This is a genomic window from Singulisphaera sp. GP187, assembly GCF_900129635.1.
Lineage (GTDB): Bacteria > Planctomycetota > Planctomycetia > Isosphaerales > Isosphaeraceae > Singulisphaera.
The window spans coordinates 2,523,285-2,548,322 of sequence record NZ_FSRB01000002.1 but is presented as its reverse complement, the minus strand read 5'-3'; the positions used below and the strand labels follow the sequence as shown (position 1 = coordinate 2,548,322).

The window sequence follows — 25,038 nt, the reverse complement described above, 5'->3', positions numbered from 1 at the left end:
GGTGGACGACCATGGATCCGTCGCCACACCAATCGCTTCCTCTCGAATCCTTCATCCTTCAAAATTATAGGACAGGTAAGACCCCCCGCAAGGGTCCCAAGGCGTCAGTTGTCGTGATTCTCGATCAGACCCGAGCACTGCGACGCTTGGCGAGGGCCTGGGCGACCTCGGCCAACGGGCGCGAATTGAACAGGTCCGCGGCACCCAGTCCCGCGCGCCGAGCAATCCCCACCCCGAAATCGAGGTCCGCCAAACCACCTGTGGCATGGGCGTCAGGGTTCACCACGATCATCACGCCTTTGGCTCTAGCGCGGCGGCAGTGAATGGCGTCGAGATCGAGTCGGTGCGGGTTTGCGTTGATTTCGATCATCGTGCCTGCCTGGGCGGCGGCATCGATGACCGCGTCGATATCGACGGCATAGGCGTCGCGTGCCAGCAGCAAGCGGCCGGTCGGATGCCCGAGCATCGTCACTCTCGGATTCGAGGTGGCTCGAACAATTCGGGCGGTCATCTCGTCGCGCGGCATGCCGAACAACGAGTGGACGCTGGCCACGACGTAGTCGAACCCATCGAGAATCTCATCGGGGTAGTCGAGCGATCCATCGGCGAGGATGTCGCACTCGGTTCCTTTGAAGATGCGGAACGAGTCGCCAAAGGTCTCATTCAGCGCGTCGATCGCCGCCCACTGCTGGCGGACGCGTTCAATGCTCAGGCCGCCCGCATAGCCGGCCGAGCGCGAGTGGTCGGCAATCCCAAGGTAGGTCAGCCCAAGCGATCGGGCCGCCTGGGCCATCTCCTCGAGCGTGGCTTGCCCGTCGCTCCAGTCGGTGTGGCAGTGGAAGGTTCCGGCCAGGTCGGTTAGCTCCACGAGCGGCGGGAGTGGCCCCTTTTCCGCAGCCTCGATCTCGCCCACATCCTCCCGCAACTCCGGGGGGATGTAAGCCAGGCCGAGAGCGGCGAACAGATCGGCCTCGGTCTGACAGGCGACCGACCCCTTTTCGCCGCTCAGGCTGTACTCGTTCAATGAGTATCCGTGGGCCAAAGCACGCCGCCTGATGGCGATGTTGTGCTCCTTCGAACCGGTAAAATAATGAAGTGCGAACGGGTATTGGTGATCCGCCACCCCGCGAAGATCGCACTGGACCCCGTCAGCGAGTCGAACGCTCGCCTTGGTCGGTCCGTGGGCGAGCACGGTGGCCACTTCGGGAAGCTTGACGAAATGATCGAGCACCGGGACCGGATCCTCGGCGCTGAAGAGGATATCGAGGTCGCCGATCGTCTCGGCGCGCCTCCGCAGGCTTCCGCAGATCTCGGCTCTCAGAACGAGGGGATGCTGGCGGACCACATCGAGGATCGGTGCGACCAATCGTCGCGCCTTGCTCTGGAGGATTCGATCACCGACCGATTCGACGAACGAGATCCCGTCGAGGATTTTTTGCTCGGTCTTGGCGCCGAAACCTTTGAGCGGGGCGATCCGCTTCGCCTCACCAGCCGCACGGAGGTCGGCCAGGCTCTCGATCTTGAGCTCGTCGTGGAGCACCTTGATCTTCTTGGGGCCGAGGCCGGGCACCCGGAGCAGGGCCACGAGACCCGGCGGCGTGGCGCGTCTGAGGTCCTCGTAGGCGGGAAGATGCCCCGTCGTGGCAAGCTGGACGATCTTCGAGAACATGGTGTCGCCGATGCCGGGCGTTTCGGCCAGGCGGCCGTCGGCGATCATATCCGAGAGGTCGGACGGGAGCCCCTTGAGCGTTTGCGCGACGTTATGATAGGCCCGGCAGCGGAACGGGTTCTCGCCACGGACCTCGAGCAGGGTTCCCATTTCACTCAAAATCTGAGCAATTCTTGCAGTTTCCATAGGTTGATAACCTCGAGGGTGTCAGGCCGAGGCTTGGCGATCCCTCACCTTGAGGGCAAAGTTGTTCGAGAGGAACGTCCCGACATGCCGGCGCACGTCTTCGGCGTGACGATCGACGTCGACCGACTTGGGGGTCACTTCACGAAGTTCCGCCCCGGTGATGACCTCGGCGAGAGTCTCGGCAAAGTCCCAGGGGTGGATCGGGTCTTGCCGGTTCGCAAGCACCAAGGTTGGCACACTCAGGGCTTTCCACTCGCTACGATCGTGCGACGGTGCGTCGTGAGGAATCCGTTCGAGTCGGACCACGCACTCCTCAGCGCGTGGAAATTCGAAGTGGTTGACAACGACCTGGGCGCAGTCGGGTGATTCTCGAGCCAGGCTCTCGAATTCGGGCGTCCTTCGGAATTCCTCAAGCCCCTTCGCCGAGCCATATTTTAGAATGTATTGAGCGATATGCGTGAAGATTCGGAGATTCTCAGGCAGCGGCCGGTCGAGCCAGGCCGGTCGCGAGAAGATGAGTCCCAGCACACGCTCAGGGTAACGCAGGGCGAAATTGAGCGAGATCGCTGCCCCCATGGAGATGCCTCCGATCACGGCGCGATCGATCTTTCGGTCGTCCAGAAAGTCGCGGAGATCGTCGGCGGTCGCGGCAATGCCGATCTTTTTCGGGTCCCCGAGCGGTCGGGTCTTGCCGTGTCCGCGGGCGTCGAAGCCGACGAACTGAAATCCGGCAAGCTCGTGTTCTAAACCGGGTTCCAAGATCGCGAAGGTCTGATCGACGTCGCTACCGAGGCCGTGCTGCCAGACGACGGGAACCCCTTCGCCTTCGGAGCGATAATGAAACTGTAATCCGTCGTGCTCGAAATAGGGCATCAGTACCGACCTATAGGTTTCCCGACTGTGGTGATCGCCGATCCCGCGCGAGAAGCCACGGACTCGGCCCAAGCGGATGTTGTCGATTCGACCGGGATTTCCGCCCGAACAAAAACCGCGGACTCCCTCGTTTCATGTTTACCCGTCAGCTAATCATCGTTTTCCTTGAAATGCCATCATGTCATGACAACTTTTTATAAGCAAGGTGATGGCTGATACGGGTTCATCGAGCACCTCGCCAGTCAGCGCCGATTCGATCGACGCTTCGAGCGTGTCGAAAGCCGATCTTAAAGGATAATCGCCCGGTCTCGGATTTGCATTAGTTCCTCGCGCGGAAGAACGAGGGATCCCGAAGTTCGCGGGGCACTCATCTTGCCGGCGTTGTGGCGTGCGATTTCGAAACGGAGATTCGGATCGACCCGCGTCTTGGGCCTCTGAACCGGTCGAGTCAATGGAAGCCGTAGCGCTTTGGATCGGGGGACGGAGGCCGCGGAGGGGAGGGTGCGGAAAATCATGGCTTGCGGATTGACAGGGTTGTTCACGCTGCGGTAGGTTGATTTAGCTCCCCGTCGGTCGTTCAAGGTTGATACGATCGGCAAAGCGAACATCAGTGGCTCTTTTTCCGGAGCAAGAGCCGAGACCGTTGCCAAAAGGAGTTGGGTTCGACATCGGAAGGATTCCGAACGGCATCGCGCCTCACGCCGTGGCCCTCCCTTCGACTCGCTCCCCGCGCACAAAGCCCGGTTCTTGAGGTGAGATGCTCTAGCCGTAGTGGATCGTGCGCCCCTTTTTTGGAGGGGTGCCGTCACCGATCGCGATTGAGTCGTGTTGATCGGGACATGCACACGCGGCGTCTGTCAGTGAGGGAGGTCCCATGCAACGGATGCGCAGCCTCTTTGCCAGGGCCGGCCTGCCCCTCGTCCTCGTGGTCGGCCTGGGTGCCGAAGTCTCCGCCGAGCTGATTCAATCGCCCGGGGGGCGAGCCTACCCCGACCTCGCCGGCGCGATAACGGGCACGCAGCAGTATACGTATCACCCGTCGACCCAGACGGGGACGCTGCAAGTCACCAACACACCGTTCCTGCTGTCGACCGGCCCTTCGACCGCGAATGAAGTGGTGGTCCAACCGAACGCGGACGGGATGAGAAGTCAGGTGATCAACCTGAAGCTCGATCCCAATGGTCGATTGGTCAGCGACCCCGGCAATTCGTACTCGCTCTATGGAACCGTAGTCGTCGACGGTAAGACGTTTCAGGGCCTTTTGCTCCAAGCGACTCCCACCGCCTTCGGCGCCAAGACCGGGGCGCCGGCCTCGTTCAACCTCGATCTCAAGGTGACGGGGGGAGAACTCGCTCGGACGTTCGGCCCCTCGGTCTATATGGAATTCCATTCCGGGGGCGAGGGCACATTCGACGGCAGCTTCTCCCGGAGCTTCACGACCAAGATCGATTCCAGCAATACCCTGGGTTATCAATCGCCAGTGCCGACCACCGTGCCCGAGCCGACCACATTTGTGGTGTTCTTGGCCGGTGGCTTCGGGCTGATCGTCTATCGTCATCGACGTCGACATGCCACGTTCATCCCTGACTATCGTCCCGCGGCGGACGAACACTCCGTGCATTGATCGCGATCGATCCGCCGCGGTTTGATGTTCAATCGGCCGCGAATGTGGCCGAGAGCTTGCCGAGCGCTTCGTTTTCGATCTGCCGGACCCGCTCACGCGTCAAGCCGAGCGACTCACCGATCTCCTTCAGAGTCTTGGGCGGTGCGTCGTTGAGCCCGAAGCGCATCCGGAGCACGGTGGCCTCGCGCTTGTCCATCTCTCCGAGCCGATGCATGACGAGCCTGAGGTTGTCGGCTTCGACCATCTCCACGTCAGGAGGCCGGGTGCGCTCGTCCATCAGCATCTCGCCCAGGCTCCAGCCGTTCTCGGGCTGATCGGTCTGGGGCACCAGGTTGTAAACCTTGATCGCCTTCTTGACGATCGCCAGCTTCTTCTTGGGAAGGTCGAGGGCCTTGGCGATTTCCTCAACCGTGGGCGCTCGTTTGAGCGAGTCCTGCAAGTCGGCCGCCATCCGACGCCATTTGAACAGCAACTCCACCATGTAGGCGGGGATGCGGATCGGTTTGGCCGTGTTGACCAGGGCACGCTTGATCGATTGCTTGATCCAGTAACTCGCATAGGTGCTGAAACGAGTTCCCACGCCCGGGTCGAAACCCTCCACGGCGCGGAGGAGGCCGATGTTGCCTTCCTCAATCAGGTCCTGAAGCGCGAGTCCTTTGCCCACATAGCCCCGGGCGATATTCACGACCAGCCGTAAATTGGCACGGACCATCCGGTCTCTGGCGCTATTATCGCCCTCTGCAATCCGATGCGCGAGCATCTTCTCTTCATCTGCGTTCAAGAGCGCCATTTCGTTAATCTCCCGGAGATACGTCTCCAGGGGGCTCTGAACCGTGTCGCGGCGGAGACGGCGAATACGGGCCATGAAGATCCTCGTTGGGTCGGTCGTGACTGGGTCCGCAGTTGGTCGGGGAGAACGGTCCAAGGTCCGAACCGAGGAGTAACGGCATCGCGTGGTTGCGCTCGCCTCTTCGCCTGCGCCACCACGCTGACTTCCTCGGACCGCACACCAAAACGGGTCCAGGCGTCCACCGAACAGGCCATCGGCCTCCCGCCGAACCTTAACGGCCGCCTTACCCTTCGCTTGCCCATGAGCGTTTGATCCGGAAATGGTCAGCCCAGGTTCACTGAGTCTGCCAAACTCGGCAGTCTCCCTAGTGCGCCATTCCCGCCCTGACTCACGGTCTTACTGAGGTTATCGGATTGACTTTCGGAGAACTTGATAGGTTTTGGAAGTTTAGGGCATTTTGGGGAATTGCGTATCGTGAGTGTTCTGGCGAATAGTGAGAGAGATGGGCCTGGGCAAGAGATAAGGTGGGGTGGGCCGACGAGGGGGCGTGGGACGGGTCGAGCTTCAAGGCGAAGCACGATGGATCCTGGGAACAAGGAAATCGGTGTGTGGAATGGTGCGGAGTTGGCGAGTGCCGAATGCACGAACCAAGGGGGAGAAGGGCTGGTAAGGGCGATCGTTCTGGGACGTGCGGATTCAATCTCAACGAAAAAACCCGCGCCCGTCGAGTTCGCTCGAGGGGCGCGGGTCTTGGAAATCAGGACGCCTGTTCGTTTTCGCTCGGCTCTCCTGGGGCGGTCGCTTCCTTGTTGGTCGCGGGTTCCACCAGTGGGGTGAGCGCGGTTTCCGCGCCCGCTGAAGCCGATTCTTCCGCGACGTTGGGAGTTTCCCCTTCCTCAGTCGTGGCTCCCCCCATCGAGAAGAGCGGGCCGCCGCCGCCTAGGCCGCCCTTGAGTTCTTTCTGGTCCTTGGATTCGGGCTTGGCGATTCCGGCCGTCGTGGCGGCGGCCGCTTCGGCTTCCTCGCCCTCTTCGTCTCCCTTGGTCCAGTGCGCCTTCTTCCGGGACAGGCCGATCTTCCGTTCGCCGCGATCGACGCGGAGGATCTTGACCTCGATGTCGTCGCCGACCTTGACGACTTCTTCGGGGCTGTCGACCTTGTGGTCAGCCAGTTCGGAGATGTGCAAGAGACCTTCGAGTCCAGGCTCGAGCTCGACGAAGACACCGAAGTTGGTGAGTTTCGTGACCTTGCCTGTGACCACGTCGTTCGGCTCGTACCGATTGGGGATGTCGGTTTCCCAGGGATCATCGCGAAGCTGCTTGAGCCCGAGGGCGATCCGCTTGCGTTCCTGGTCGACGTTGAGGACCTGGCAGGAAATCCGCTGGCCCTTCTCGAGCAGTTCGTTGGGGTGACCGATCTTGCGGGTCCAGCTCATGTCGGAGATATGCAGGAGGCCGTCGATGCCTTCCTCGATCTCGATGAACGCCCCGTAGTTGGTGAGGTTGCGGACGGTCCCTTCGATCATCGTGCCGGGCGGGTACTTGCCGGCCACCTGATCCCAGGGGTTGGTCTGCGTCTGCTTCATCCCCAAGGAGATTTCCTGTTTCTCCTTGTTGATGCCCAGCACGACAACCTCGATCTTGTCGCCGATCTGGACGAGCTCGCTCGGGTGGTTGATCCGCTTGGTCCAGCTCATCTCCGAGATGTGCACCAGGCCTTCGATGCCCTCTTCGAGCTTCACGAACGCCCCGTAGCTCATCACGTTGACGACATCGCCCATCACGCGAGTGCCAACCGGGTACTTGTCGGCGACGTTCTCCCAAGGGCTGGCCGACTTCTGCTTCAACCCCAGCGCGATCTTCTCGCGATCCTTGTCGACGTGCAGAACCATCACTTCGATCTGATCGTCGATCTTGACCATATCGCTGGGGTGGTTGATGCGGCCCCAACTCATGTCGGTGATATGCAGCAAGCCGTCGATTCCGCCAAGGTCGACGAACGCGCCGAAGTCGGCGATATTCTTGACCGTTCCCAGGCGAACCTGCCCCGGCTCGATCTCCGCCAGGAGCTGCTTCTTCTGCTGCTCACGGGTGATCTCGATGAGCTTGCGACGGCTGACAACGATATTACGTCGCCCCTCGTCGATCTTGAGGATCATGCACTCGATGTCGGAATCGATGTAATCCGCAATATCGGACGGGCGCCGAATGTCGACCTGACTGGCCGGCAGAAAGACGTTGACGCCGATGTCGACGAGCAGACCGCCCTTGATCTTGCGGGTCACCTTGCCTTTGACCACGTCGCCTTCGTGGTACTTGGAGATGACCATCTCCCAGGCACGCATCCGGTGCGCTTTCTTGCGGGAGAGGACGATCTCGCCGGTCTCGTCCTCCATCCCCTCGAGCAAGACCTCGACGCTCTCGCCCGGCTGGGGCGGCGGCTCGTCTTCCCACTCGTTCAGCGGAACAAGGCCTTCCGACTTGTAACCGACGTCGACCACCACCTGGTCGCCGACGATCTCGATCACCTTGCCCGAAACAATTCCACCGACCTCGAAGCTCTGCCCATTGCTGAGGAATTGGTCGAGATCGACTGTGCCATCGCCGCCAGCCACAATGGCGGCGAGTTCATCATCGCTGACTTCAAATTCGCGGAGCAGGTTGCGATCTACCATGTTCGTTCGTTTCGATCCCATCCCCATTGCAGGATGCAACGGGGTTTGAAACAAGCCGTCGGGTTGATAACGATCCCGTCGAGGTCTGTCGACCTCGACCGGCCCGGATCGTCTGACGATCAAGCCGATAGCCTGTCCCGTTGTTAGGTGTGGAGGTAACGGGAAATAGACCCACCCCTCAACGCAAGGAGTGAGGTGACGCAAAGAGTCATTATAGTAGGACCCCTGGCAAAAACAACAATCCTGACGCCATTTACGATCGACCGAGATCGGTCGCAACGGGCTGGTAAAACACGAACCCCTTCCCCCTCGAGAGTGGAGGGAGAAGGGGCTCAGTGCAACCGGCGGATCGCGGAAAGGCTCAGGCCTTCTTGGCGATGTTGATGTAAGCATGCACGTGAGGGGCGCCTCGGAAGTGACAGACGACCGTCGGGCTCTCGATTCGCCAGATATCCCAGACCTGGTCGTTGCCCAGATCCTCGGCCTGGTAGAAGGCCATGTGGAGGGCGTCGAGTCCGCCGCCTTCCTTCTGGAGCGTGAGTGCTTCGTTGACGTCTTCTTCGCGGTAGGGAGCCAGGATCACCTTGAGGACCGACTCCACGAGCTCCTTCTGGTCGCTCGAAAGGTCGCCGACCGAGAGCCCGGGGAAGGATCCGGAGCCGCCTTGCACGAGCACGTCAGTTTCCTTGGGAGCCTTGCCCAGCAAAGCCGCTTTTCGCTGTTTGCCGTCGAGGGCGTTGAACACCTCGTTCGCCTTCAACGTCTGATAGTAGAAGACGTTGCCGGGCAGCCCTTTTTTGCCGTCCCCCGCGCCATGGCCGTAGACGATGGGGCCACCGAAGGCGGCATTGGCCACGCTATCCCCGTCCGCCCGAATCGTGAGGTGCCGACCCGTCATCTCCCACTCGAACTGACCGGATCCAGGGGTGCCGAAGACCGCGACGTGATACTCGGAGAAGCCGCCCGAATCGTCATCCATCTGCTTCTGGAATCGGTCGTAGCCATCGGGGCTAGTGACGCCCCGGAAGATCTCGTCCAGGATGACCTGCTGGTCCTTCGAGTAGTCATCAATCTTGGCCTTGGTGATCGGCCAGTTGGCACTGATGTTATGGCGGAGCTTGTGATCGAAGGGGAAGCAGATCTCGTTGCGCTGAGTGTCGGAGAGTGAGTCGTAGAACCGCTTGACCGCGGTCTCGGCGGTGCTCTTCGCGGTGGGGGCGGCGAAGGCCCGCCGACTCCCCGTGGCGAGCGGAAGCAGACTTCCCGCCACGGCGAGCCCGGTCATTTTCCGAACGAAATCGCGGCGAGAGACGCCGTCCTCGCAGTCGGGACAATCCAACTTGGGTTGCACGGACATGGAGAGGCCCCTTTTTGGAAAGAAAAAAAGGTGACGCTCAGTGACCACGCCCACCGGGTCCGTCCGGGGGAGCGGATCGCTCGCGCCACGAAGCGACGGTTGAATTGGCCTGATCCTAACCCGTGCACTCAGAGGTTGGCAACGCTCTGCTCTGTGCGTTGTTAAATATTCTTTGGCATCGAGTCCGCGGCGGGCCCCGCCGGTCAGGTGCGGATCGAGCCCCAGCGGGCCACGGCGATGCTCCCAAAGCCGATCAACGGGGCCCAGGCGGCGAGCTCAGGATCGATGACCGAGTGATCGCCGAGATAAGTCGACAGGAAGCAGACGCCATAGAACATGGCCGATGTCCCGAGCGAAAGCCCGAGGTTCACGAACATGTTGCGGCCGAACCCGCCAAGGACCAGCGGCAGGCTGAGCATCATCAGGTTGAGACTTTGGAGTGGCCGAAGGAGGCGGGAGTGGAGAAAGACCGCGATCGTGACTTTCTCGGCCTTGTCGTTCGAGTGGTCGGAGAGGCTCTGGATCAGATCGGGCGTCGTCGCATAGTGGTACCAATCACGGCTCCGCGCGACCGAGTCGAAGTCGAGGGTGCTCCGCAAGAAATACGAGTCGCCCGACAAGCTGGTTTTGTCGCCGTAGAGGGGCGGGAACCCCTTGAGATCCTCAACTTTAACCAGCAGCGCCTCTTTGTCGGCGAAGACCTTCTCGTCGACCGGCGTGATCAGTCGCGAGCCACGAAGCAACCAACCGCCGGTCAGTGGGGCCGTGGGGTGCTCCAGGGGAACATAGCGCGCTTGCTTCGCCTCGATCTCAATGATCGCACCGAGGATGTTGGCCGGAACCGTGATGTTGCAGGGCAGAAGGGTCTTCGACCTGCGATCGGCCTCGCGACCGTGAATCACCACTTTGTTACCGTCATAACGACTGGGGACCAGAACCTTGAGCGTGCCGTCATCGTCGTGCGACCGCTGGATCTCGGCCGCATACCGAGGCATGATGACTTCTTGATTGAAGACAGCGAGCAAGCTCACCGCAATGGTCGAGACCCAGACGGGACGAATGACGCGCTGAGTGCTGATGCCGGCGGCGAGCATCGCGAGTAACTCATTGTTCTTCTGCATCCAGGTGACCGTGAAAATTGCGGCCATCATGCCGATGACGCCGCAGAGTCGGTCGTAGAACTGGCTCATGTGAATGAGATAGTACCAGCCCATAACCTTGAAGAACTCGGTCACCCCATCGGCGCGTTTGGCGAACTCGTCGAGGTTGGAAAATGCGTCGATGACGATGTAAAGTCCGACCAGCGCAACGAAACAAATCACATAGGCTTTGAGAAAAGCCCAGTAACGCTCGCGATCGAGGATCCGCATCGTCGGCATTCCTTCTGGGCGAAGTTCACCCGCTCAGTCCTGGCGGGTTATCAATGTTTCATGACCGAGGGCAGCACGAAGCCGGACAGAACGCCCAGGACGGTATTGCCGAGCCAGAGCGCAACAACCGGTGGGAGAATGTCATCCTTGCCCATGTTGGTCCCGAGCAGAATCAAGGGGTAGTAGAGAATGATGATCGGTACAAAGCAGGAGATGAACGCACTCAGAAAGTCGCGCCTTGCGAAGATAATCCCCACCGGAGCGCCCAGCAGGACGAAGAAGAGACTGCCGCAAGACATCGCGATCCGTTGGTGCTTCTCCGTCTCCAAGGCTCGCCACTGCATCTCCCAGTTTCCATAATCCCGGAACGAGACCTCGACACTCTTCCACTGGACGCGATCCAGCAACCCCATGCCGATGCCGAGCGAGGCGGACATCGCCCAACGCTTCCGTTCCTTCTGCATCAGTTCCAGGAAATTCACCTGGTCCTTGATCATCTCGGGCGTGGTCTGTTCCTGGATTCGTTTCTGATTGAGTGCGCGGCGCTCGGCGGGAAGGTCGAACGGCAGGATCTGGTTATTAATCAGCGAGACGTCTTTACTCGGATTGTTGATTTCGGCTTCGTCGAGATAGACCTGGGCTTGATGCTTCGTCATGTCGAAGTGAATCCGAGCCTTTTTGGCCTGGACGATCGTATCGAAACTTCTGGGGGTTCCTTGACCCACCACGCCCGTGCGATGCTTGAAGGTCGCATCGAGCATCGTTTTCCCCTCGACATCGCGTACGATGATCATGAATGGCCATTCCGCCTTGTCGAACTGCCGCTCCTTTTTCAATACCTTGTAGAACGCCTCTTCCATATCGGCAAGGATGATCTGCTTCGCCTTATGGTTGGCCATCGGGATCGGCCCGTAGGACAGGTAGAGGAGAATAATACTCAGGCCGAACCCAAGATAAATCGCGGGGCGAAGCACGAAGAGCGTGCTCAGCCCGGCGGTCTTGATGGCGACGATTTCGTTGTCGGAGGCAAGCCGGCCGTAGACGACGGTCACCGAAAACAGGAGCGAAACCGGGATCGTATAGAGCAGGCTACCCGGCACCATGTACGGGACCAGGTGAACGATCTCGGTGGGCGAGAGGCCCATATTGGAGGCCTCGATCATCACCATGAAGAGGACGATGATGGAGGTGACGGTCAGCAGAGCGAGGGCGAAGGCGCGGAGCACCTCCCCCATTACATAGCGCTGTAGGATTCCAAACACGGCGTTCCCCCAGCATCCTTGCCGCAGTCGAACCCCACACATCGCCTCGCGGCCGAATCGTTCGGCCGCTCGTCCGCTCAGGCGACCGGGTTAAGACAATCCGTCAGCGCCAGCGCAAGGCGTCTGGCTCCCTCAACGAGCTCGGGCTCGCTCGGCACTCCGAAACAGAGTCGAGCGTGATTCCTCGGCGCCGAGCCGGTCTCGTCCGCATAGGCGTACGTCCCGGGCACGTAGAGAACCCCGCGTTCCAGACACCTCGAGAAGAATAGGCCCGCCGGACCCGTGTCGACATCCTTAGGGACCGACAGCCAGACGTAAAGCCCACCCCGAGGATGGGTCCATTGCACCGCGCCTTCCCCGTCGCCGAATGACTCTTGCAACGACGCAAGCATCACGTCTCGTTTCCGGCGATAGAGCGCGACCAACTTCGCAACGTGGCGTTGATATCCGCCGCTCCCGATCGCCCGCTCGAGCACGACCTGCGCGAAGTTGCCCGAGCCGAAATCGTGGTTACCCTTCAACCGGTGGACCGGTTCGAGAAGCACCGCCGGCAGGATTCCGTAACCCGTCTTGAAGCCCGGGCTGAACGTCTTGCTAAACGTCCGCGCCAGGATCACCGTCTCGCCGGCCGGATCGTAACTCCAGACGCTGGGCGGTTCGACGCCGTCGAAGGTCAAGCCACGATATGCGGAGTCTTCAAGAATGAAAACCGTTTGATGTTTGGACCATTTCTGGGCGAGCGCGACGAGCGGCTGACGTCGGTCCGCGGCCAGACTGATTCCCGAGGGGTTCGAGTGCTCGGAAATGGTGTAGATCAGCTTGACGCGGTTGAGCAGACCTTGCGATTCGAGGTCCGCCAACGTCGCCTCGAGTGCATCGAGCCGAAGTCCGCCTTCGTCGATGTCGACCCCGACGACGCGAACGCCCCGGGTTTCCAGGACCCCGAGATAGACGAAGTAGGTCGGGGACTCGACCAGGACGATGTCACCCGGATCCAGCAGCGCCTCGGAGATCAAATAGAGCAATTGCTGGGAACCGGTCGTCACGATCGTCCGGGCCACGCACGCTTGGTACGTGCCGCTCGCGACCCGTTCATCCTGTTCGAGCAGGTCGATGAGCCGCTCGCGCAGCCGATGGTCGCCAATCGTCGTACCGTACTGTAACGCCCGTCGCCCTTCCCGCGCATCCGCCAGAATCGCAGTGATTTCCTCGGCGGCCAACTCCACGGGCAGGCTTTGCTGATCGACAAAGCCGGCGGCCAGGGAGATCAGGCCGGGGGTCGCCAAGGCCAAGTGCATCAGGGTGCTGATTGCGGGCACACTGGTCCGCTGCGAGACCACGCTCAACTGCGTCGGGGAGGTCATGATAAGGAGGCCGGTTTGTGAAGGTGCGGATCGCCGAGGGTCTTCTGGTACTCTAGCGATCGGCGTGAGGGTGTCAAGTTCGGTTGATGGGCCTGCGGGCCCATGCGACGCGAGACACGAGGCTCGGCCTCCGGGTTCGCGCGTCGTCGTGGACCCGGACCTTGCAACGCGGGATCAACCGTTCCCTTCGCCGCTTCTTTCAGGATCTTGGCCGTGGGGTCGGCGGCGTACCGCTCAGGCGCACGGGGGGGGAGAACCCGGTTATAGAGCAAGGTCACCGAAGCCTTCGGTCGGTAACCACGATGCCCTTCGATCTCGGTGAGAATCTCGTTCAGCGGCTTCCCCTGCACGATGAACCGATAGATCCCCATCCAGGCGGGAGTTCGATCCATGCAACCATGGCAATGAACCAGGATCGGCCAGGCGTTCGGGTCTTGGGCGAGCGCCAGGGTCTCGTCAAGGAACCGGTTCGAGCTCATTTCATCCGAGGGGCTGCCGACGTACTGAATGCCATGGTCTTTGGCGAATTGCAACTCGTCGGGGAGGATCGGACTTCGGAGCGCGGTGTCCTCGGGAAAGAGGTTGATGATCGTCTTGAAGTGGTGCCGCTGTTGCGCAACCTCCAAGCCACGCTTGGTCGGCATCGCCGAGATGTAGATCTTCCCTGGCACGACGGTTCGCAATCGGGAAAGCGGGCGATGATACCAGGTCAAGCCGACCCCGCCCACGACCAGTGCGAACCAAGCCAGCGAACTCACGCCCAAGGTGGTGGCAACGCGGATGCGAGACGGGGCAGGGGCCGTCGGCAACGCTTTCAGAAGCGCCAGGTTGAATGCGACCAACCCGAGGAGAAACGACCAACGGGGCCAGTAGCCCACCGGCTCGACCCCGGGGATCTCGACTTGACGCAAGAGGACCAGAACCAAGGCGGTGGCGAGCAGGCCGAGGACTCCGGCGGCTCGCCCTCGCGTGACGAGCGCGGCCCACTCGGAGCGCTGACGGAGCAGGGAGATCACGACCACGAGACCGAGGGCGATCGCCGTTGTCGCCAGCGCGATTCGTAGGGAGGGAGGCGCCAAGGGATCAAAGATTTCCCTCCAGCCCATCCCATGCCAGCCATCGAACGTCGGCCCCGGAGTCGACGCGTGCCAGAGGGCCACTCCCGAGAGCGCCAGGGATGCGATCCAGAGTCCGGCTCGTTCCCGAGCGAACCAGGCCCCGGCGAAGGAAAGGACGACCGCGGCGGCGGAGAGATAGATCGCGGCCCGGTCGAGCGTATCACCCGGTTCCGCAAGCCGATACGCGGGCGGGGGGCGGCGGCTGAATGTCGGTCGTTGGACCCGAGGGAATTCCGAGTCGAGGTCGTCCGGAAAATCCACGGCATGCCAGACTGCCATGACGGCGACGAAGGCAAGGATCAGCCAAGGCCCGATTCTTGCTCGAATCGTTCGCTTCGCGGGAGTCGTCGATTCCGACATCCGGAGTCCTCTCGGGTGTTTGAAGTACGATGATCCTGAACGACGCTCCGGGAGCGAGGGGCTTGGCTTGCACCTCGCGAGCAACGTCGGTCAGGCGGCGACTTCCGCATCTTCCGTCGGCCAGAAGAAGTATTCATTGCTGTTGGACGGGTGGAGACGCACCTCCTGCTCGAGCAGCCCCAAGAATTTCTGGACCCAGACCTGGCTCTGACCGTCATGCAAGGCGTCGTTCGGGATCTGGAACGACGGGTGAAACTCTACGTGATACCGCCCTTGAGGCTGCATGTGGCAGAAAATTGGCACCACGGGGGCACCGGTCATGGCGGCGAGGTTCACCCAGGTCGCCGAAAACTGATGCTTCTGACCGAGGAAGGTAGCCTGCTGGGTATGGGCGCCACTCCAGCGCACGTCGCCCGCCAGATAAAGGACCATCCCAGCCCCGAGGGCGCGCGAAGCCCGCAGGATCGAGCCGGCCGAGCCGTTCGCGTTCCCTTTGCGTGAGATGAACAGCTTGTCCTGAGCCAGCGGACCTTCGCTCTCGAACTGGCGCTCGAGGAACTTCGAGACGTGCCGTGGCCGCTCCATGAAGAACCGGAGCGTATAACCCCGACGCGCCAGCCAGTGGGCCGGCAGCAGGTGCCCGCCGTAGTGGCTGGTCAGGAGGATCACGCCTTTCCCCTGCTCGAGGGCCGAGTCGAGGCGTTCGCGCCCACTGACCAGAAACATCGGCTCCGCGCGGCTGTCGGGAACCCCGTCCAGCAGCATGTCGCGCGTCCGCCACCAGACTTGATTGCCCGCGAGGTCGAGGCTGACCGAGTCGATGTCCCAGTCGCAACCGAGACTCTCCCGGGCGCGACCGACCGCTTCTCGGTAGGCGACACGGAGTTTCGACATCAGGTGATATTCGGTTCGGCCAATCCCCGCGATCATCCTTGACGCGAGCGGCAACGGCAGATACCTGAAGACGGGCAAGATCGTTCGCAGCAGTTGCTTGCGAACGTTGAGCATCCGTCGCTCCATGAGGGACTCCCTTCCCCGGGCGATTTCCGTGCGCGGCGAATGCGCGCCGTCACGCGGCGGCCGACCCACGACGCGCGGCAACGTACGCCACCAGGTCGGACACACGGCGCAAGTTTGGCATATCTTCGTCATCAATGGCAACGTCAAAATGGTCCTGGATCTTGAGGACCACGTTAACGAGGTCGAGGGAGTCGATGTTCAGGTCTTCGACCATCCGCGACTCGGCGGTGATGATCACCTGGTTGGGAATCCTGCCGGCCTGGCGTACGATTGAGCTGATTTCGGCCAAGAGGGTCGGATCGTTCATCGGTTCCATCTCCGAAAGATCAACGCGTTGTTCGTGCCGCCGAATCCGAACGATGCGGTCATTACGGTTTCGAGGCGAGCGGCACGCGCTTCGCCGGGCACGTAGTCGAGGTCGAGTTCAGGGTCGGGAATATGGTTGATCGTGGGCGGAATCAGTTGTTCGAGGAGCGCGCGGACGCAGATGGCCGCCTCGATGGCCGAAGCTGCGCCCAGGCTATGACCGATCGCCCCTTTGATCGAGCTGACCGGGAGTTTGCGGGATCCGTCTCCGAAGACCGCCTTGACCACCTCGGTCTCGATCCGGTCATTCATGATCGTGCTGGTGCCATGCGCGTTGTAGTAGTCGATCTCGTCCGGACGGACGTCAGCTCGCCTGAGCGCGGTCGTCAAACAGTGGATGATCTTTTCCTTCGAGGGGAGCGAGACGTGAAACCCGTCGGTGTTCAGGGCGTGTCCCACGTACTCCGCCTGGATCGTGAGTCCGAGCCGATTGGCGGCGGACTCGGTGGCCAAGGCGACCATCCCCGCGCCTTCGGCGAGGACGAAGCCCGCGCGGTCCGCGCTGAACGGTCGGCTGGATTGGCCGGGGTCGGTCGCTGAGCGATCGTCGGCTCGCCGCGGAAGGAGGGCTTTCATCGTCGCGAAACCATTGACGATCGGCGGGGTAAACGTGCTTTCGCCCGCTCCACAAAGCGCAAAGTCCGCCTCGCCCGCCCGCAGGAACATCGCCCCGAGCGCGATCGCATGCCCCCCCGATGCGCACGCGTTCGCGGGGGCCACGCTCGGTCCGTAGAGACCGAGATGTTGCGCGACCTGGCCCGCCGCCTGGTTGATGATCAGCCCTGGGATCACAAATGGGCTAATCGCAAGGCTTCGCCGTTTTGCCATCCTGGCCTGCTCGGTATCGAGCAAGTCCTGGCCGCCCAATGCCGAACCGACGACCACCGCGACGCGTTCCGGGTCGACCCGGTCGCCATCGAGTCCAGCGTCCGTCCAGGCCGCGCGGGCCGCGGCCAGCGAGAGGTGGAGGAACCGCGCTCCCAACTTGGCGACCGCGGGATCCTCCGTCGAGGATCCGGGACCGAAGTCTTCGACCAGGCCACCCACATCCTGGAGGAACGACTCAGGGTTCAATACCGTGTGCCGCGCGAGTCCGGACCGGCCGCTCACCAGGCCGTCCCAGGTGGTGGCGAGATCACGACCGAGACAGGTGATCGCCGAGTGTCCGACAACGACTATCCGTTCCGACATCCGCGCCTCCTGCGCGATGTTTCACCCTCAATCCGTCAAGTGATCGAGCGGCGAAACAACTCCGTATAAACCGATTGATCGGACCAATCCGCCGAAGACTTCAATCTTTTTTCTCCGGACTCGTCGTTGACCGGCGTTACCGACTCGATTATGGAGAGGGACAGCATCGTCGTCATCGTGGTTGAAGTCACTCGGGACCCAGGCTCATGCGCATTGCCAAGTATCTCGTGGAAACCGATTCGACCCCAACCGTGGGGCTGGTGAACGACGGGCGCATCGTCCCGCTCGGTTCCGGCGCAACGTTCTTGAGCGATCTACTCCAATCGCCCGATCTGGAAGTTCGAATTCGGGAGCTCTCCGAGCGATCGGGAGCCGAGATTCCCCTCGAACGCGTTCGCCTACTCGCCCCGTTGGATGCCCACGAGGTGTGGGGGGCGGGGGTCACTTACGAACGGAGTAAGGTGGCTCGACAAGAGGAGTCGGAGCAGGGGGGATCGTTTTACGACCTGGTGTATCGCGCCGAACGACCGGAGCTCTTCTTCAAGGCCACGCCCAGCCGGGTCGTCGGACCGGGAGTTCCCATCCGCGTTCGGGCCGATACACGTTGGTGCGTTCCCGAACCGGAACTGGCCCTGGTCCTGACCCCCGACCTCCGCCTGGTTGGCTACACCGTCGGCAACGATGTCAGCGCTCGCGACATTGAGGGAGAGAACCCGCTCTATCTTCCCCAAGCGAAAGTTTACGACGCGTCATGTGCCCTCGGCCCTTGGATTACACTGGCCTCGGCGATGCCCCCCATCAAACAGGTTGAGATCCGGCTCACGATCGAGCGACACCAGTCGACCATCTTTGAGGGACGCACCTCGCTGGAGCGTATGGCCCGCCGATTCGAAGACCTCATTGGTTGGCTCGGACGGGACAATCAGTTCCCTTCGGGTGTGATCCTCCTCACCGGAACCGGAATCGTTCCTCCCGACGAGTTCAGCCTTCGCGAAGGGGACCTGGTGCGGATCGACATCGATGGAATCGGTTCGCTCGTCAATCCTGCGACTCAGTCGAAAGCGTACGTCTGAAACGAAATGGGGTTGGCGCCTTAAAACGAAGCCCTGGGAAAATGAGTGTGGCCGTCCTTTCTCAATGGAAAGAAAACGGCCACACTCAAAATCGAAAGGAATACCGCGGAGGAAAGGGTTACTTCTTCTCGGCGGGTGCGTCGGCAGGCTTCTCGGTGGGAGCGTCAGCGGGCTTCTCGGCGGGCTTCTCGGCGGGTGCGTCGGCAGGAGCCGGCTTCAGCTCTTCGGGCTTGCTTGCGGCAGGCGCTTCAAGAGCCGGACTGGGTTCGGGTGTGACCGCGGGCGCGGTGGCAGCCGGAGCCTCGGTGGCCGGCTTCTCGGTGGCCGGCTTCTCGGTGATCGCCGGAGCACCCTCGGCGGGAGCGGTGGTCGGGGTCTCGGGGGCGGCTTCTTCCTGATTGCAACCGCTAAGCAGAGCCAGCGAGAGAGTCAAGCCAGAGAATGCGGTCCAAATCTTGCAAGAAGGCTTCACTGAATCACTCCTTCATTGGCATCCGGGGACCGTTCGTCGTGCAATTGTGTGCATATCCGGATGTATTGAGTTCAATTCCGGGACTGTGCGTGTACGAAAGCCGCACAGTCGACGCGTCGGCCCACCTAACTAGAGCTCCACGAGGAGTATAGCTAGGAAAAACCCATGCCGCAATGAAAAAAGGATTCTCCAAGGTTCCGTGCCCATCCAATTCGGATGGGTGAAATGAATGAGGCCTGAATACTGAACATGTCCTTGGTATGAGTCGTTAGGATTCGAAGCCATGCCAGTGAGACCGCCTGGTCGGGTTTGGCAACTTCTACCGTTTCTGTTCATTTTTACGGACGTGTTGTAAAAGTTTCTCCGATTGAGCCCTTTTACACACCCAGTCACCCGCCCTGGCCTCTGGTCGCTCCAAAAACGATCGCTTGTCGTATGTCTTGAACTTGCGGGGTTTTTCGTCATCAGACAGGGCGATTTTGATCGCAAAAACCACGGATTTTTTCGTTATTGCGAGCTTTGGCATACCTCTTGCTCTTCCACGGTCGCCCCTCACTCCCCGGATCGCGACGCTTCGCACACCTCAGACTCGCTAACAGTACATCCGACGGGGGGGTTGGAATCCGGCCGAGTTGGGATGACGCCATGATGGCGTCTTCTGGGGCCGACGAACAGGAGGTTCGCCATGTCCGCAGTGAAGACGTTGATATTGAGCGTCTTGATCATGGGTGTTTCGGGCTCGTTGGCCCACGCGGAGCCCATGATTTCCAATGGCGTCGGCTCTTGGTCGTTCTGGTCGTCTGGCGGTGCCCCGGTGACTCCCACCACGGCGTTAGCCGTTGCGACTCCGGCTCCCCCGGTCCCTACTCCCACCCCACCACCCGTCGCGGTTGCCGCGGCGACCTACACCGTGCCCACCGCGGCTCCGGTGCCTCCGCCGGCTCCCCGATTCTCAAACCCGATTCCCCCCGGGGGAACGGCTGATGCCTACCTGAACTTCAGCACCGGGCCGTATCCGGAAGCCAGCTTGATGACCACCGGAGGAGCGCAGCCCTGGTTCACGAGCCCGGTGGTCGAGAAGCTCTACGGTGGGCAAGCCCCCAATACTCAACAACAAGCCGACTTCACCAACGCCGTGCTCGACCACGTCAACCAAACCTTCCAGTTGAGCGGCGGACTGGCTCCCAAGATCACCCTCGACCCCTCCATTCCCGCCAATCACACGCTGAGCGTCGTTTCCAATACGTCCTACGGCGCGAATCCGAACGCAATCGGGATCACCGACGTCGGAAATAGTGGCTTCAGCTTTATCGACAAGCTCTCGTACGGCAGCTCGATCAACGAACTCGAATGGGCTGTGGCGCACAACGTATCGCATGAATTAATGCACGCGTTTGGGGTCAGTGGCCATGACGATCAATCGGGCAATTACCTGGACGCCGCATCCGCCAAGTGGGAACTGCTGACCAGCCCCACGACGCGATTCAGCGACGCGGCCATCGCCGATATCAAAGCGCGAGCGTTCGCCCCCAGCTCCAGCGGGTTCACGGCTGGTGGACTTCAACTCGACGGTGATCTTGAGATTCTCGCCTCGCCCGTTCCGGAACCCACCACCTGGGCACTCTGGGGCCTGGCCCTCTCGGCCGCGGTCGTTCAGCGTCGCCGTCAACTCCGCCGGAAAACGAACTGAAAATCGTGACAGCGTCCTGGCATCATCCCCCCTCATCCGCCTCCCGCCGTTCCCCTTGACCCTCGGTCGGTTCTTGCGGTATCCATGAGTTAGGGATTCAAGATGGCGATCGGTGACGGTGGGCCACCCTCATGTTGCCAACCGACCCGAACTGCAACACCGTAATCGTACCGAACCCGGGTGGGTCGTCTGGATGAATTCTGGTCTCTTACTCTCCTTGTCGGCGATCGTCCTGGCGGGGCCCTGGGTCCTCATGCCGACGTCCTCGATCCGACCGGAGATCTCGGGCGTCCTTCGCCCACTCGATTGGCTCAACCGACTCTATTGCCGGTTCTGGCATCGGCTCCGGCTCGAGAATCGCTGTCCATTGCCGGAGCAAGGGCCGGCGATTCTGATCGCCAACCACACCTGCTCGATCGATCACATGTTACTCCAGGCTGGCTCCCGCAGAGTGCTGGGGTTCATGATCGCCCGGGAATATTTTGACCACCGGGCACTCCGCCCGATTTGCGAGCGGCTGGGCTGCATTCCGGTTCGACGAGACGGTCAGGACCTCGCCGCAACGCGCTCGGCGCTTCGATCGCTCGAGAAAGGGAAAGTCGTCCCCGTGTTCCCCGAGGGACGGATCTTGCCAACCTCGGGTCGAACGCTCGGTCCTGGAAAGCCGGGCGTGGCGTTCCTGGCACTTCGCGCGCGGGTGCCGGTGATTCCCGCGTTCATTTGCGGCACACCGGCGACGAACGAGGTCTGGAAATCATTGTCCACGCCATCGCACTCGCGAATCCTCTTCGGCCCGCCCATTGACCTGTCGGATCTGCCCAGCACACCCCCTTTCGATCGAGCGATCCTCTCGACCGTGACCGAGCGGATGATGGACGCGATCGGTTGTCTCCAAAGGCAACTGCTTGACGAGGTCGATCGGCCATTGGGTTAAGTGATGACTCTCGAAGACTTGCACGCCGTTCTGGCCCATTACCCGGCGATCACCCGACCACTGGCCGAACCCGAAGCCTTGGGCAATGCCGGTGGAAATAGTGGTGTCAGCCTCTGGCGATACCACTCGGGTCAAGGTCCGCTCGTCGCTCGCGCCTGGCCCGCGGATGGGACGGATGTGGCCCACCTGAGTCAGATCCATGAATGGGTGCTCATGGCAGAGTCACTCGGTTTTGTTCCCTTGCCGATTCGAGATCGCCTGGGGAGAACGTTTCAGGAGCAGGGTGGCCGGCTCTGGGACCTTTCCCCCTGGATGCCCGGATCGGCCACGACCGAACGTCCTCCCGAACGTGCCCGAATCGTCGCCGGCTTCGCGGCCCTGGCCTCGTTTCACCAGGCCCTGGGGTCGCACTCGAGAGTTGGTCCGAGCCCGGGGCTGGGGAATCGGCTCAGTGAAATCCGGGCCTTGATGCTGGGCGGCTTCGATACCCTTCAAGCGGCCGTCCAGGCGGCCTCGAGTGACGCGGCAACCGGCCATGCGCTGCGCTGGCTGGAACTCGCGCGTCGAGTCACTCCACGCTACCTTCACCAGATCAAGCAGGCGGCCGCCGCGGCGTGCCGGCTCCAGCCCTGTTTGCGTGATGTGCGGTCCGACCACCTGCTGTTTGAGGGCGATTGCCTGACCGGCCTGATCGATTTTGGAGCGATGCGATTCGACGTCGTCTCGGGAGATCTGGCCCGGCTCCTGGCCGAATGGGTGGAAGGAGACCGCTGGGCGCGAGCCGAGGCGCTCAACGCCTATTCCGCGGTTCGGCCGCTCGACGATTCCGAAGGGGGCCTGATCGATGCGTTCGATGCATCGGCCGCCTTACTCGGGGCCGGCCATTGGGTCCGCTGGCACTTTCTTGAGAAGCGCGTGTTCGAAGACCCCCGCGCGGTCAGCCGGGGGATCGAACGCGGACTCGAGCGATTGCTGGGCCACGTTGCCGGCGAGTTCCGCTGAGCACCGACGGCCCGACAGAAGCTCATGCCGAGTTGGTCATAAGTTTTAAAGCTTCGTCCTGATCGATGGCGATGCGTTTGATCGAGAGTGCTTCACCCGTTGCGGGATCGACCTCGAGGAGCGCGCCGTTGAGACGCGGGTCTCCCGTGGCGACCTCGAAGTAGTGGGGCACGAAGCTCAAGTTCGCCGCCAGGACCCGATCGTAGCGCCGACCGAGGATCGAGTCGTGGGGACCGGTCATGCCGACGTCCGTCTGGTACGCCGTGCCGCGAGGGAGGATCCGCTCATCGGCCGTGACGACGTGGGTGTGAGTGCCCAGGACCGCTGAGACTCGTCCATCCAGGTAGCGCCCCAGAAGCTGCTTGTCGCTGGTCGCTTCGGCATGAATGTCCACCACCACGACCTTCGCCAGCGGGAGCAGTCGGTCGAGCACACGATCGGCCGCGCGGAGCGTACAGTCGACCGGGCGCATGAAGGTTCGCCCCAGGAGCGTGAAGACGCCCACCATGGTCCCGTCCTTGGCCGGGACGACGACCGCCTCCTCCCCGGGGGAATCGAGCGGAAAGTTCGCCGGCCGGAGGAGCCGGTCGCTGCGCTCGAACAGGGTAAACACCTCGTCCTTGCGATAGACATGGTCGCCCAGGGTGAAGACGTCGACTCCCGCCTCGACGAGTTCCTCGTGGCACTTGATGGTCAGGCCTGAACCGCCCGCCGCATTCTCGGCGTTGCAGATCACGAGTCCGAGCTCCCACCGGTGAATCAGCCGCGGGAGGAGTTGGCTGACGATCTTTCGGCCCGGCGATCCGACGACGTCACCGATGAACAGAATTTTCAGGGGCATGGGATTTCGACCTCTTGATATCGTCGAACTCTTGCCCGTGAGGGATTCGGGTTCGAATGCAATGAATTTCACGCTCGCCCTTGTTCAGGTGAAACGAGCGAACGGCCCTTAGCGCGCGAATTCGACGTTACGCGTCTCGCGTAAGACCGTGACCTTGACTTCGCCGGGGTAGGTCAGTTGCTGTTGAACGGCTTTCGCGATGTCGCGGCAGAGCTTGGCAGCCGCTTCATCACCGAGTTGATGGCTATCGGCGATCACCCGGATCTCCCGTCCCGCCTGAATCGCATAGGCCTGCTCCACGCCCGGGAAGCCGCAGGCGAGGGCCTCGAGATCTTCGAGGCGACGGACATACTTATCCAGGGTCTCACGCCGCGCTCCGGGTCGACTCGCGCTCACCGCATCGGCCGCGGCGACCAGAACGGTGTACGGGGTCTCCGGCCGCAGGTCGTCATGATGACCGAGAGCGGCGTGCACGACCTCGGGCCGTTCGCCATACCGTTTCGTCAGCTCTGCACCGATGGCGGGGTGTCCCCCTTCCATCTCATGGTCGGCCGCCTTGCCGATGTCATGCAACAAGCCACACCGTCGTCCGAGAGCGCCATCGAGTCCGATCTCTTCCGCCATCAAGCCCGTCAGGTAGGCCACCTCGATGGAGTGCTGCAAGACGTTCTGGGAATAGCTGGTGCGGAACTTCAGGCGACCGAGCAAGTCGAGCAACCGTTCGTGCAGGGCCGGTACGTTCGCCTCTTGAGCGGCGGCCTGACCGAGTTGGCGAATGTGTTGCTCCATCTCCTCCTGGGTCTCTTTGACGATCTCCTCGATTCGGGTCGGGTGGATCCGGCCGTCCATGATCAGCTTCTCGAGCGACAGCTTGGCGATCTCGCGCCTGATGTTGTCGAAGCCGGTCACAATGACGATGCCCGGGGTATCATCGACGATGACGTCGACCCCCGTCGCTTTCTCAAAGGCGCGGATGTTGCGACCCTCACGGCCGATGATCCGCCCCTTCATATCATCGCTCGGAATATCGACCGTGCTGACAGTGGTCTCGGCGGTATGCGAGGCCGCGTACCGCTGGATCGCCGTGGCGAGCACCTCACGCGCCTTCTGCTGGCAGGTCTCCCGCAGCGTCTGCTCGTGCTTGAGGATCACGCCGCCAACTTCATGCCGCATCTCGGTGTCCAGGCGCTTGAGCAGGAGCGCCCGTGCCTCGTCGGGACCAAGCTGGGAGACGCGATGCAGCACGTCGCGCTGCTCGGTCAAGGTTTGCTTGACCTCGAGATTGCGGCGGGTCAGCTCTTCCTGCTGCTCGGCGAGATAACGCTGGACGTTCTCGAAGTCGCGCTCTTTTTTATTGATCAGATCGAGCTTCTGGTCGAGCAGGTCGGAACGTTTCTCGAGCCGTTTGTCTTGCTCGCGAAACCCTCGGCGGACCACTTCCGTTTCTGAGTCGATGGCTTCGCGGCGGCGCAAGCCTTCTTCCTTCGACTGGAGATCCGCCTCTTTGCGAATGGTCTCAGCCTCGCGCCTCGCATTGGCGAGGATGACTTCAGCGCCTCCGCGAGCCGTTTTGGCGCGTTGTTGAGCGACGACGAGAGCCCCCGAAAGCCCGGCGGCGACCCCGAGAATGATACCGATCAGGCCTATGGTCGCCTCGTACACGTCGGCGCCTCGCCTTTCCGCTAAGGAAGTCTTTCGACGCGCGGCCCTAGCCCCGCCGTATCGGGCGGGATCCAGAGCGAAAGCACTTCCGAAGCGACTGGCATCGACACCGTCAACGACTCAAACCGGCTCCAGCGAGG

20 protein-coding genes are annotated in these 25,038 nt (G+C 61.7%); 5 read left to right on the top strand and 15 right to left on the bottom strand.

Features of this window, described 5'->3' with window-relative positions; genetic code table 11:
- Positions 1-124: 124 nt before the first annotated feature.
- Both polX and BUS42_RS34265 read right to left on the bottom strand, forming a co-directional pair.
- Positions 125-1,855 carry a DNA polymerase/3'-5' exonuclease PolX gene (gene polX, locus BUS42_RS34270; RefSeq protein ID WP_074314641.1) on the bottom strand — a complete coding sequence of 577 codons (1,731 nt, stop codon included), beginning with the start codon at positions 1,853-1,855 and terminating at the stop codon, positions 125-127.
- A 21-nt stretch (positions 1,856-1,876) separates the two neighbouring features.
- Complete coding sequence (locus BUS42_RS34265) at positions 1,877-2,728, bottom strand: alpha/beta fold hydrolase (protein WP_074314639.1); 852 nt, start codon at positions 2,726-2,728, stop codon at positions 1,877-1,879.
- Between the two features lie 874 nt (positions 2,729-3,602).
- On the opposite strand from BUS42_RS34265, the gene BUS42_RS34255 reads away from it, so the two are divergent.
- The gene (locus tag BUS42_RS34255; protein WP_074314635.1) at positions 3,603-4,352 is read left to right on the top strand and encodes a PEP-CTERM sorting domain-containing protein; all 750 of its coding nucleotides are present in this window, start codon (positions 3,603-3,605) and stop codon (positions 4,350-4,352) included.
- Between the two features lie 28 nt (positions 4,353-4,380).
- Here BUS42_RS34255 and BUS42_RS34250 read toward each other — a convergent pair whose 3' ends face one another.
- The 10 genes from BUS42_RS34250 to BUS42_RS34205 all read right to left on the bottom strand — a co-directional run bounded on the left by BUS42_RS34250 (position 4,381) and on the right by BUS42_RS34205 (position 17,224).
- Positions 4,381-5,217 carry a sigma-70 family RNA polymerase sigma factor gene (locus tag BUS42_RS34250; RefSeq protein WP_074314633.1) on the bottom strand — a complete coding sequence of 279 codons (837 nt, stop codon included), beginning with the start codon at positions 5,215-5,217 and terminating at the stop codon, positions 4,381-4,383.
- A 682-nt stretch (positions 5,218-5,899) separates the two neighbouring features.
- Positions 5,900-7,816, bottom strand: coding sequence for a 30S ribosomal protein S1 (locus tag BUS42_RS34245; RefSeq protein WP_074314631.1), 1,917 nt, complete (start codon positions 7,814-7,816; stop codon positions 5,900-5,902).
- A gap of 361 nt (positions 7,817-8,177) precedes the next feature.
- Positions 8,178-9,173, bottom strand: a complete 996-nt coding sequence (locus BUS42_RS34240) for a DUF3500 domain-containing protein (protein WP_074314629.1) — start codon at positions 9,171-9,173, stop codon at positions 8,178-8,180.
- Between the two features lie 203 nt (positions 9,174-9,376).
- Positions 9,377-10,543, bottom strand: a complete 1,167-nt coding sequence (locus tag BUS42_RS34235; protein ID WP_074314627.1) for an LptF/LptG family permease — start codon at positions 10,541-10,543, stop codon at positions 9,377-9,379.
- A 50-nt stretch (positions 10,544-10,593) separates the two neighbouring features.
- Positions 10,594-11,805, bottom strand: coding sequence for an LptF/LptG family permease (locus BUS42_RS34230; protein WP_254053977.1), 1,212 nt, complete (start codon positions 11,803-11,805; stop codon positions 10,594-10,596).
- 77 nt (positions 11,806-11,882) lie between these two features.
- Complete coding sequence (locus BUS42_RS34225) at positions 11,883-13,169, bottom strand: aminotransferase-like domain-containing protein (protein ID WP_074314623.1); 1,287 nt, start codon at positions 13,167-13,169, stop codon at positions 11,883-11,885.
- Positions 13,166-14,647: a protein-tyrosine phosphatase family protein gene (locus tag BUS42_RS34220; protein WP_074314621.1), complete on the bottom strand. Its 1,482-nt coding sequence runs from the start codon at positions 14,645-14,647 to the stop codon at positions 13,166-13,168. Before BUS42_RS34220 ends, BUS42_RS34225 begins: the two co-directional genes overlap by 4 nt.
- 90 nt (positions 14,648-14,737) lie before the next feature.
- On the bottom strand, positions 14,738-15,667 hold the full coding sequence (locus BUS42_RS34215) for a lysophospholipid acyltransferase family protein (protein ID WP_074314619.1): 930 nt from the start codon (positions 15,665-15,667) through the stop codon (positions 14,738-14,740).
- A 49-nt stretch (positions 15,668-15,716) separates the two neighbouring features.
- Complete coding sequence (locus BUS42_RS34210; RefSeq protein WP_074315685.1) at positions 15,717-15,974, bottom strand: acyl carrier protein; 258 nt, start codon at positions 15,972-15,974, stop codon at positions 15,717-15,719.
- Positions 15,971-17,224 carry a beta-ketoacyl-[acyl-carrier-protein] synthase family protein gene (locus BUS42_RS34205; protein WP_074314617.1) on the bottom strand — a complete coding sequence of 418 codons (1,254 nt, stop codon included), beginning with the start codon at positions 17,222-17,224 and terminating at the stop codon, positions 15,971-15,973. Before BUS42_RS34205 ends, BUS42_RS34210 begins: the two co-directional genes overlap by 4 nt.
- A 206-nt stretch (positions 17,225-17,430) precedes the next feature.
- On the opposite strand from BUS42_RS34205, the gene BUS42_RS34200 reads away from it, so the two are divergent.
- On the top strand, positions 17,431-18,297 hold the full coding sequence (locus BUS42_RS34200) for a fumarylacetoacetate hydrolase family protein (RefSeq protein WP_074314615.1): 867 nt from the start codon (positions 17,431-17,433) through the stop codon (positions 18,295-18,297).
- A gap of 118 nt (positions 18,298-18,415) precedes the next feature.
- On the opposite strand, the gene BUS42_RS34195 is transcribed toward BUS42_RS34200, so the two are convergent.
- On the bottom strand, positions 18,416-18,769 hold the full coding sequence (locus BUS42_RS34195; protein WP_074314613.1) for a hypothetical protein: 354 nt from the start codon (positions 18,767-18,769) through the stop codon (positions 18,416-18,418).
- Positions 18,770-19,454: 685 nt separating this feature from the next.
- Between BUS42_RS34195 and BUS42_RS34190 the strand changes: the two genes are divergently transcribed.
- The 3 genes from BUS42_RS34190 to BUS42_RS34180 all read left to right on the top strand — a co-directional run bounded on the left by BUS42_RS34190 (position 19,455) and on the right by BUS42_RS34180 (position 22,395).
- The gene (locus BUS42_RS34190) at positions 19,455-20,459 is read left to right on the top strand and encodes a PEP-CTERM sorting domain-containing protein (RefSeq protein ID WP_074314611.1); all 1,005 of its coding nucleotides are present in this window, start codon (positions 19,455-19,457) and stop codon (positions 20,457-20,459) included.
- Between the two features lie 193 nt (positions 20,460-20,652).
- Entirely contained in the window at positions 20,653-21,393 is a 741-nt protein-coding gene (locus BUS42_RS34185; protein WP_074315684.1) for a lysophospholipid acyltransferase family protein, read from the top strand.
- 3 nt (positions 21,394-21,396) lie between these two features.
- A complete protein-coding gene (locus tag BUS42_RS34180; RefSeq protein ID WP_074314610.1) occupies positions 21,397-22,395 on the top strand; it encodes a phosphotransferase enzyme family protein in 999 nt (332 codons plus the stop codon).
- A 22-nt stretch (positions 22,396-22,417) separates the two neighbouring features.
- On the opposite strand, the gene BUS42_RS34175 is transcribed toward BUS42_RS34180, so the two are convergent.
- Positions 22,418-23,236, bottom strand: a complete 819-nt coding sequence (locus BUS42_RS34175; RefSeq protein WP_074314608.1) for a TIGR00282 family metallophosphoesterase — start codon at positions 23,234-23,236, stop codon at positions 22,418-22,420.
- A 108-nt stretch (positions 23,237-23,344) separates the two neighbouring features.
- A complete protein-coding gene (rny, locus tag BUS42_RS34170; RefSeq protein ID WP_074314606.1) occupies positions 23,345-24,898 on the bottom strand; it encodes a ribonuclease Y in 1,554 nt (517 codons plus the stop codon).
- Positions 24,899-25,038: the final 140 nt, after the last annotated feature.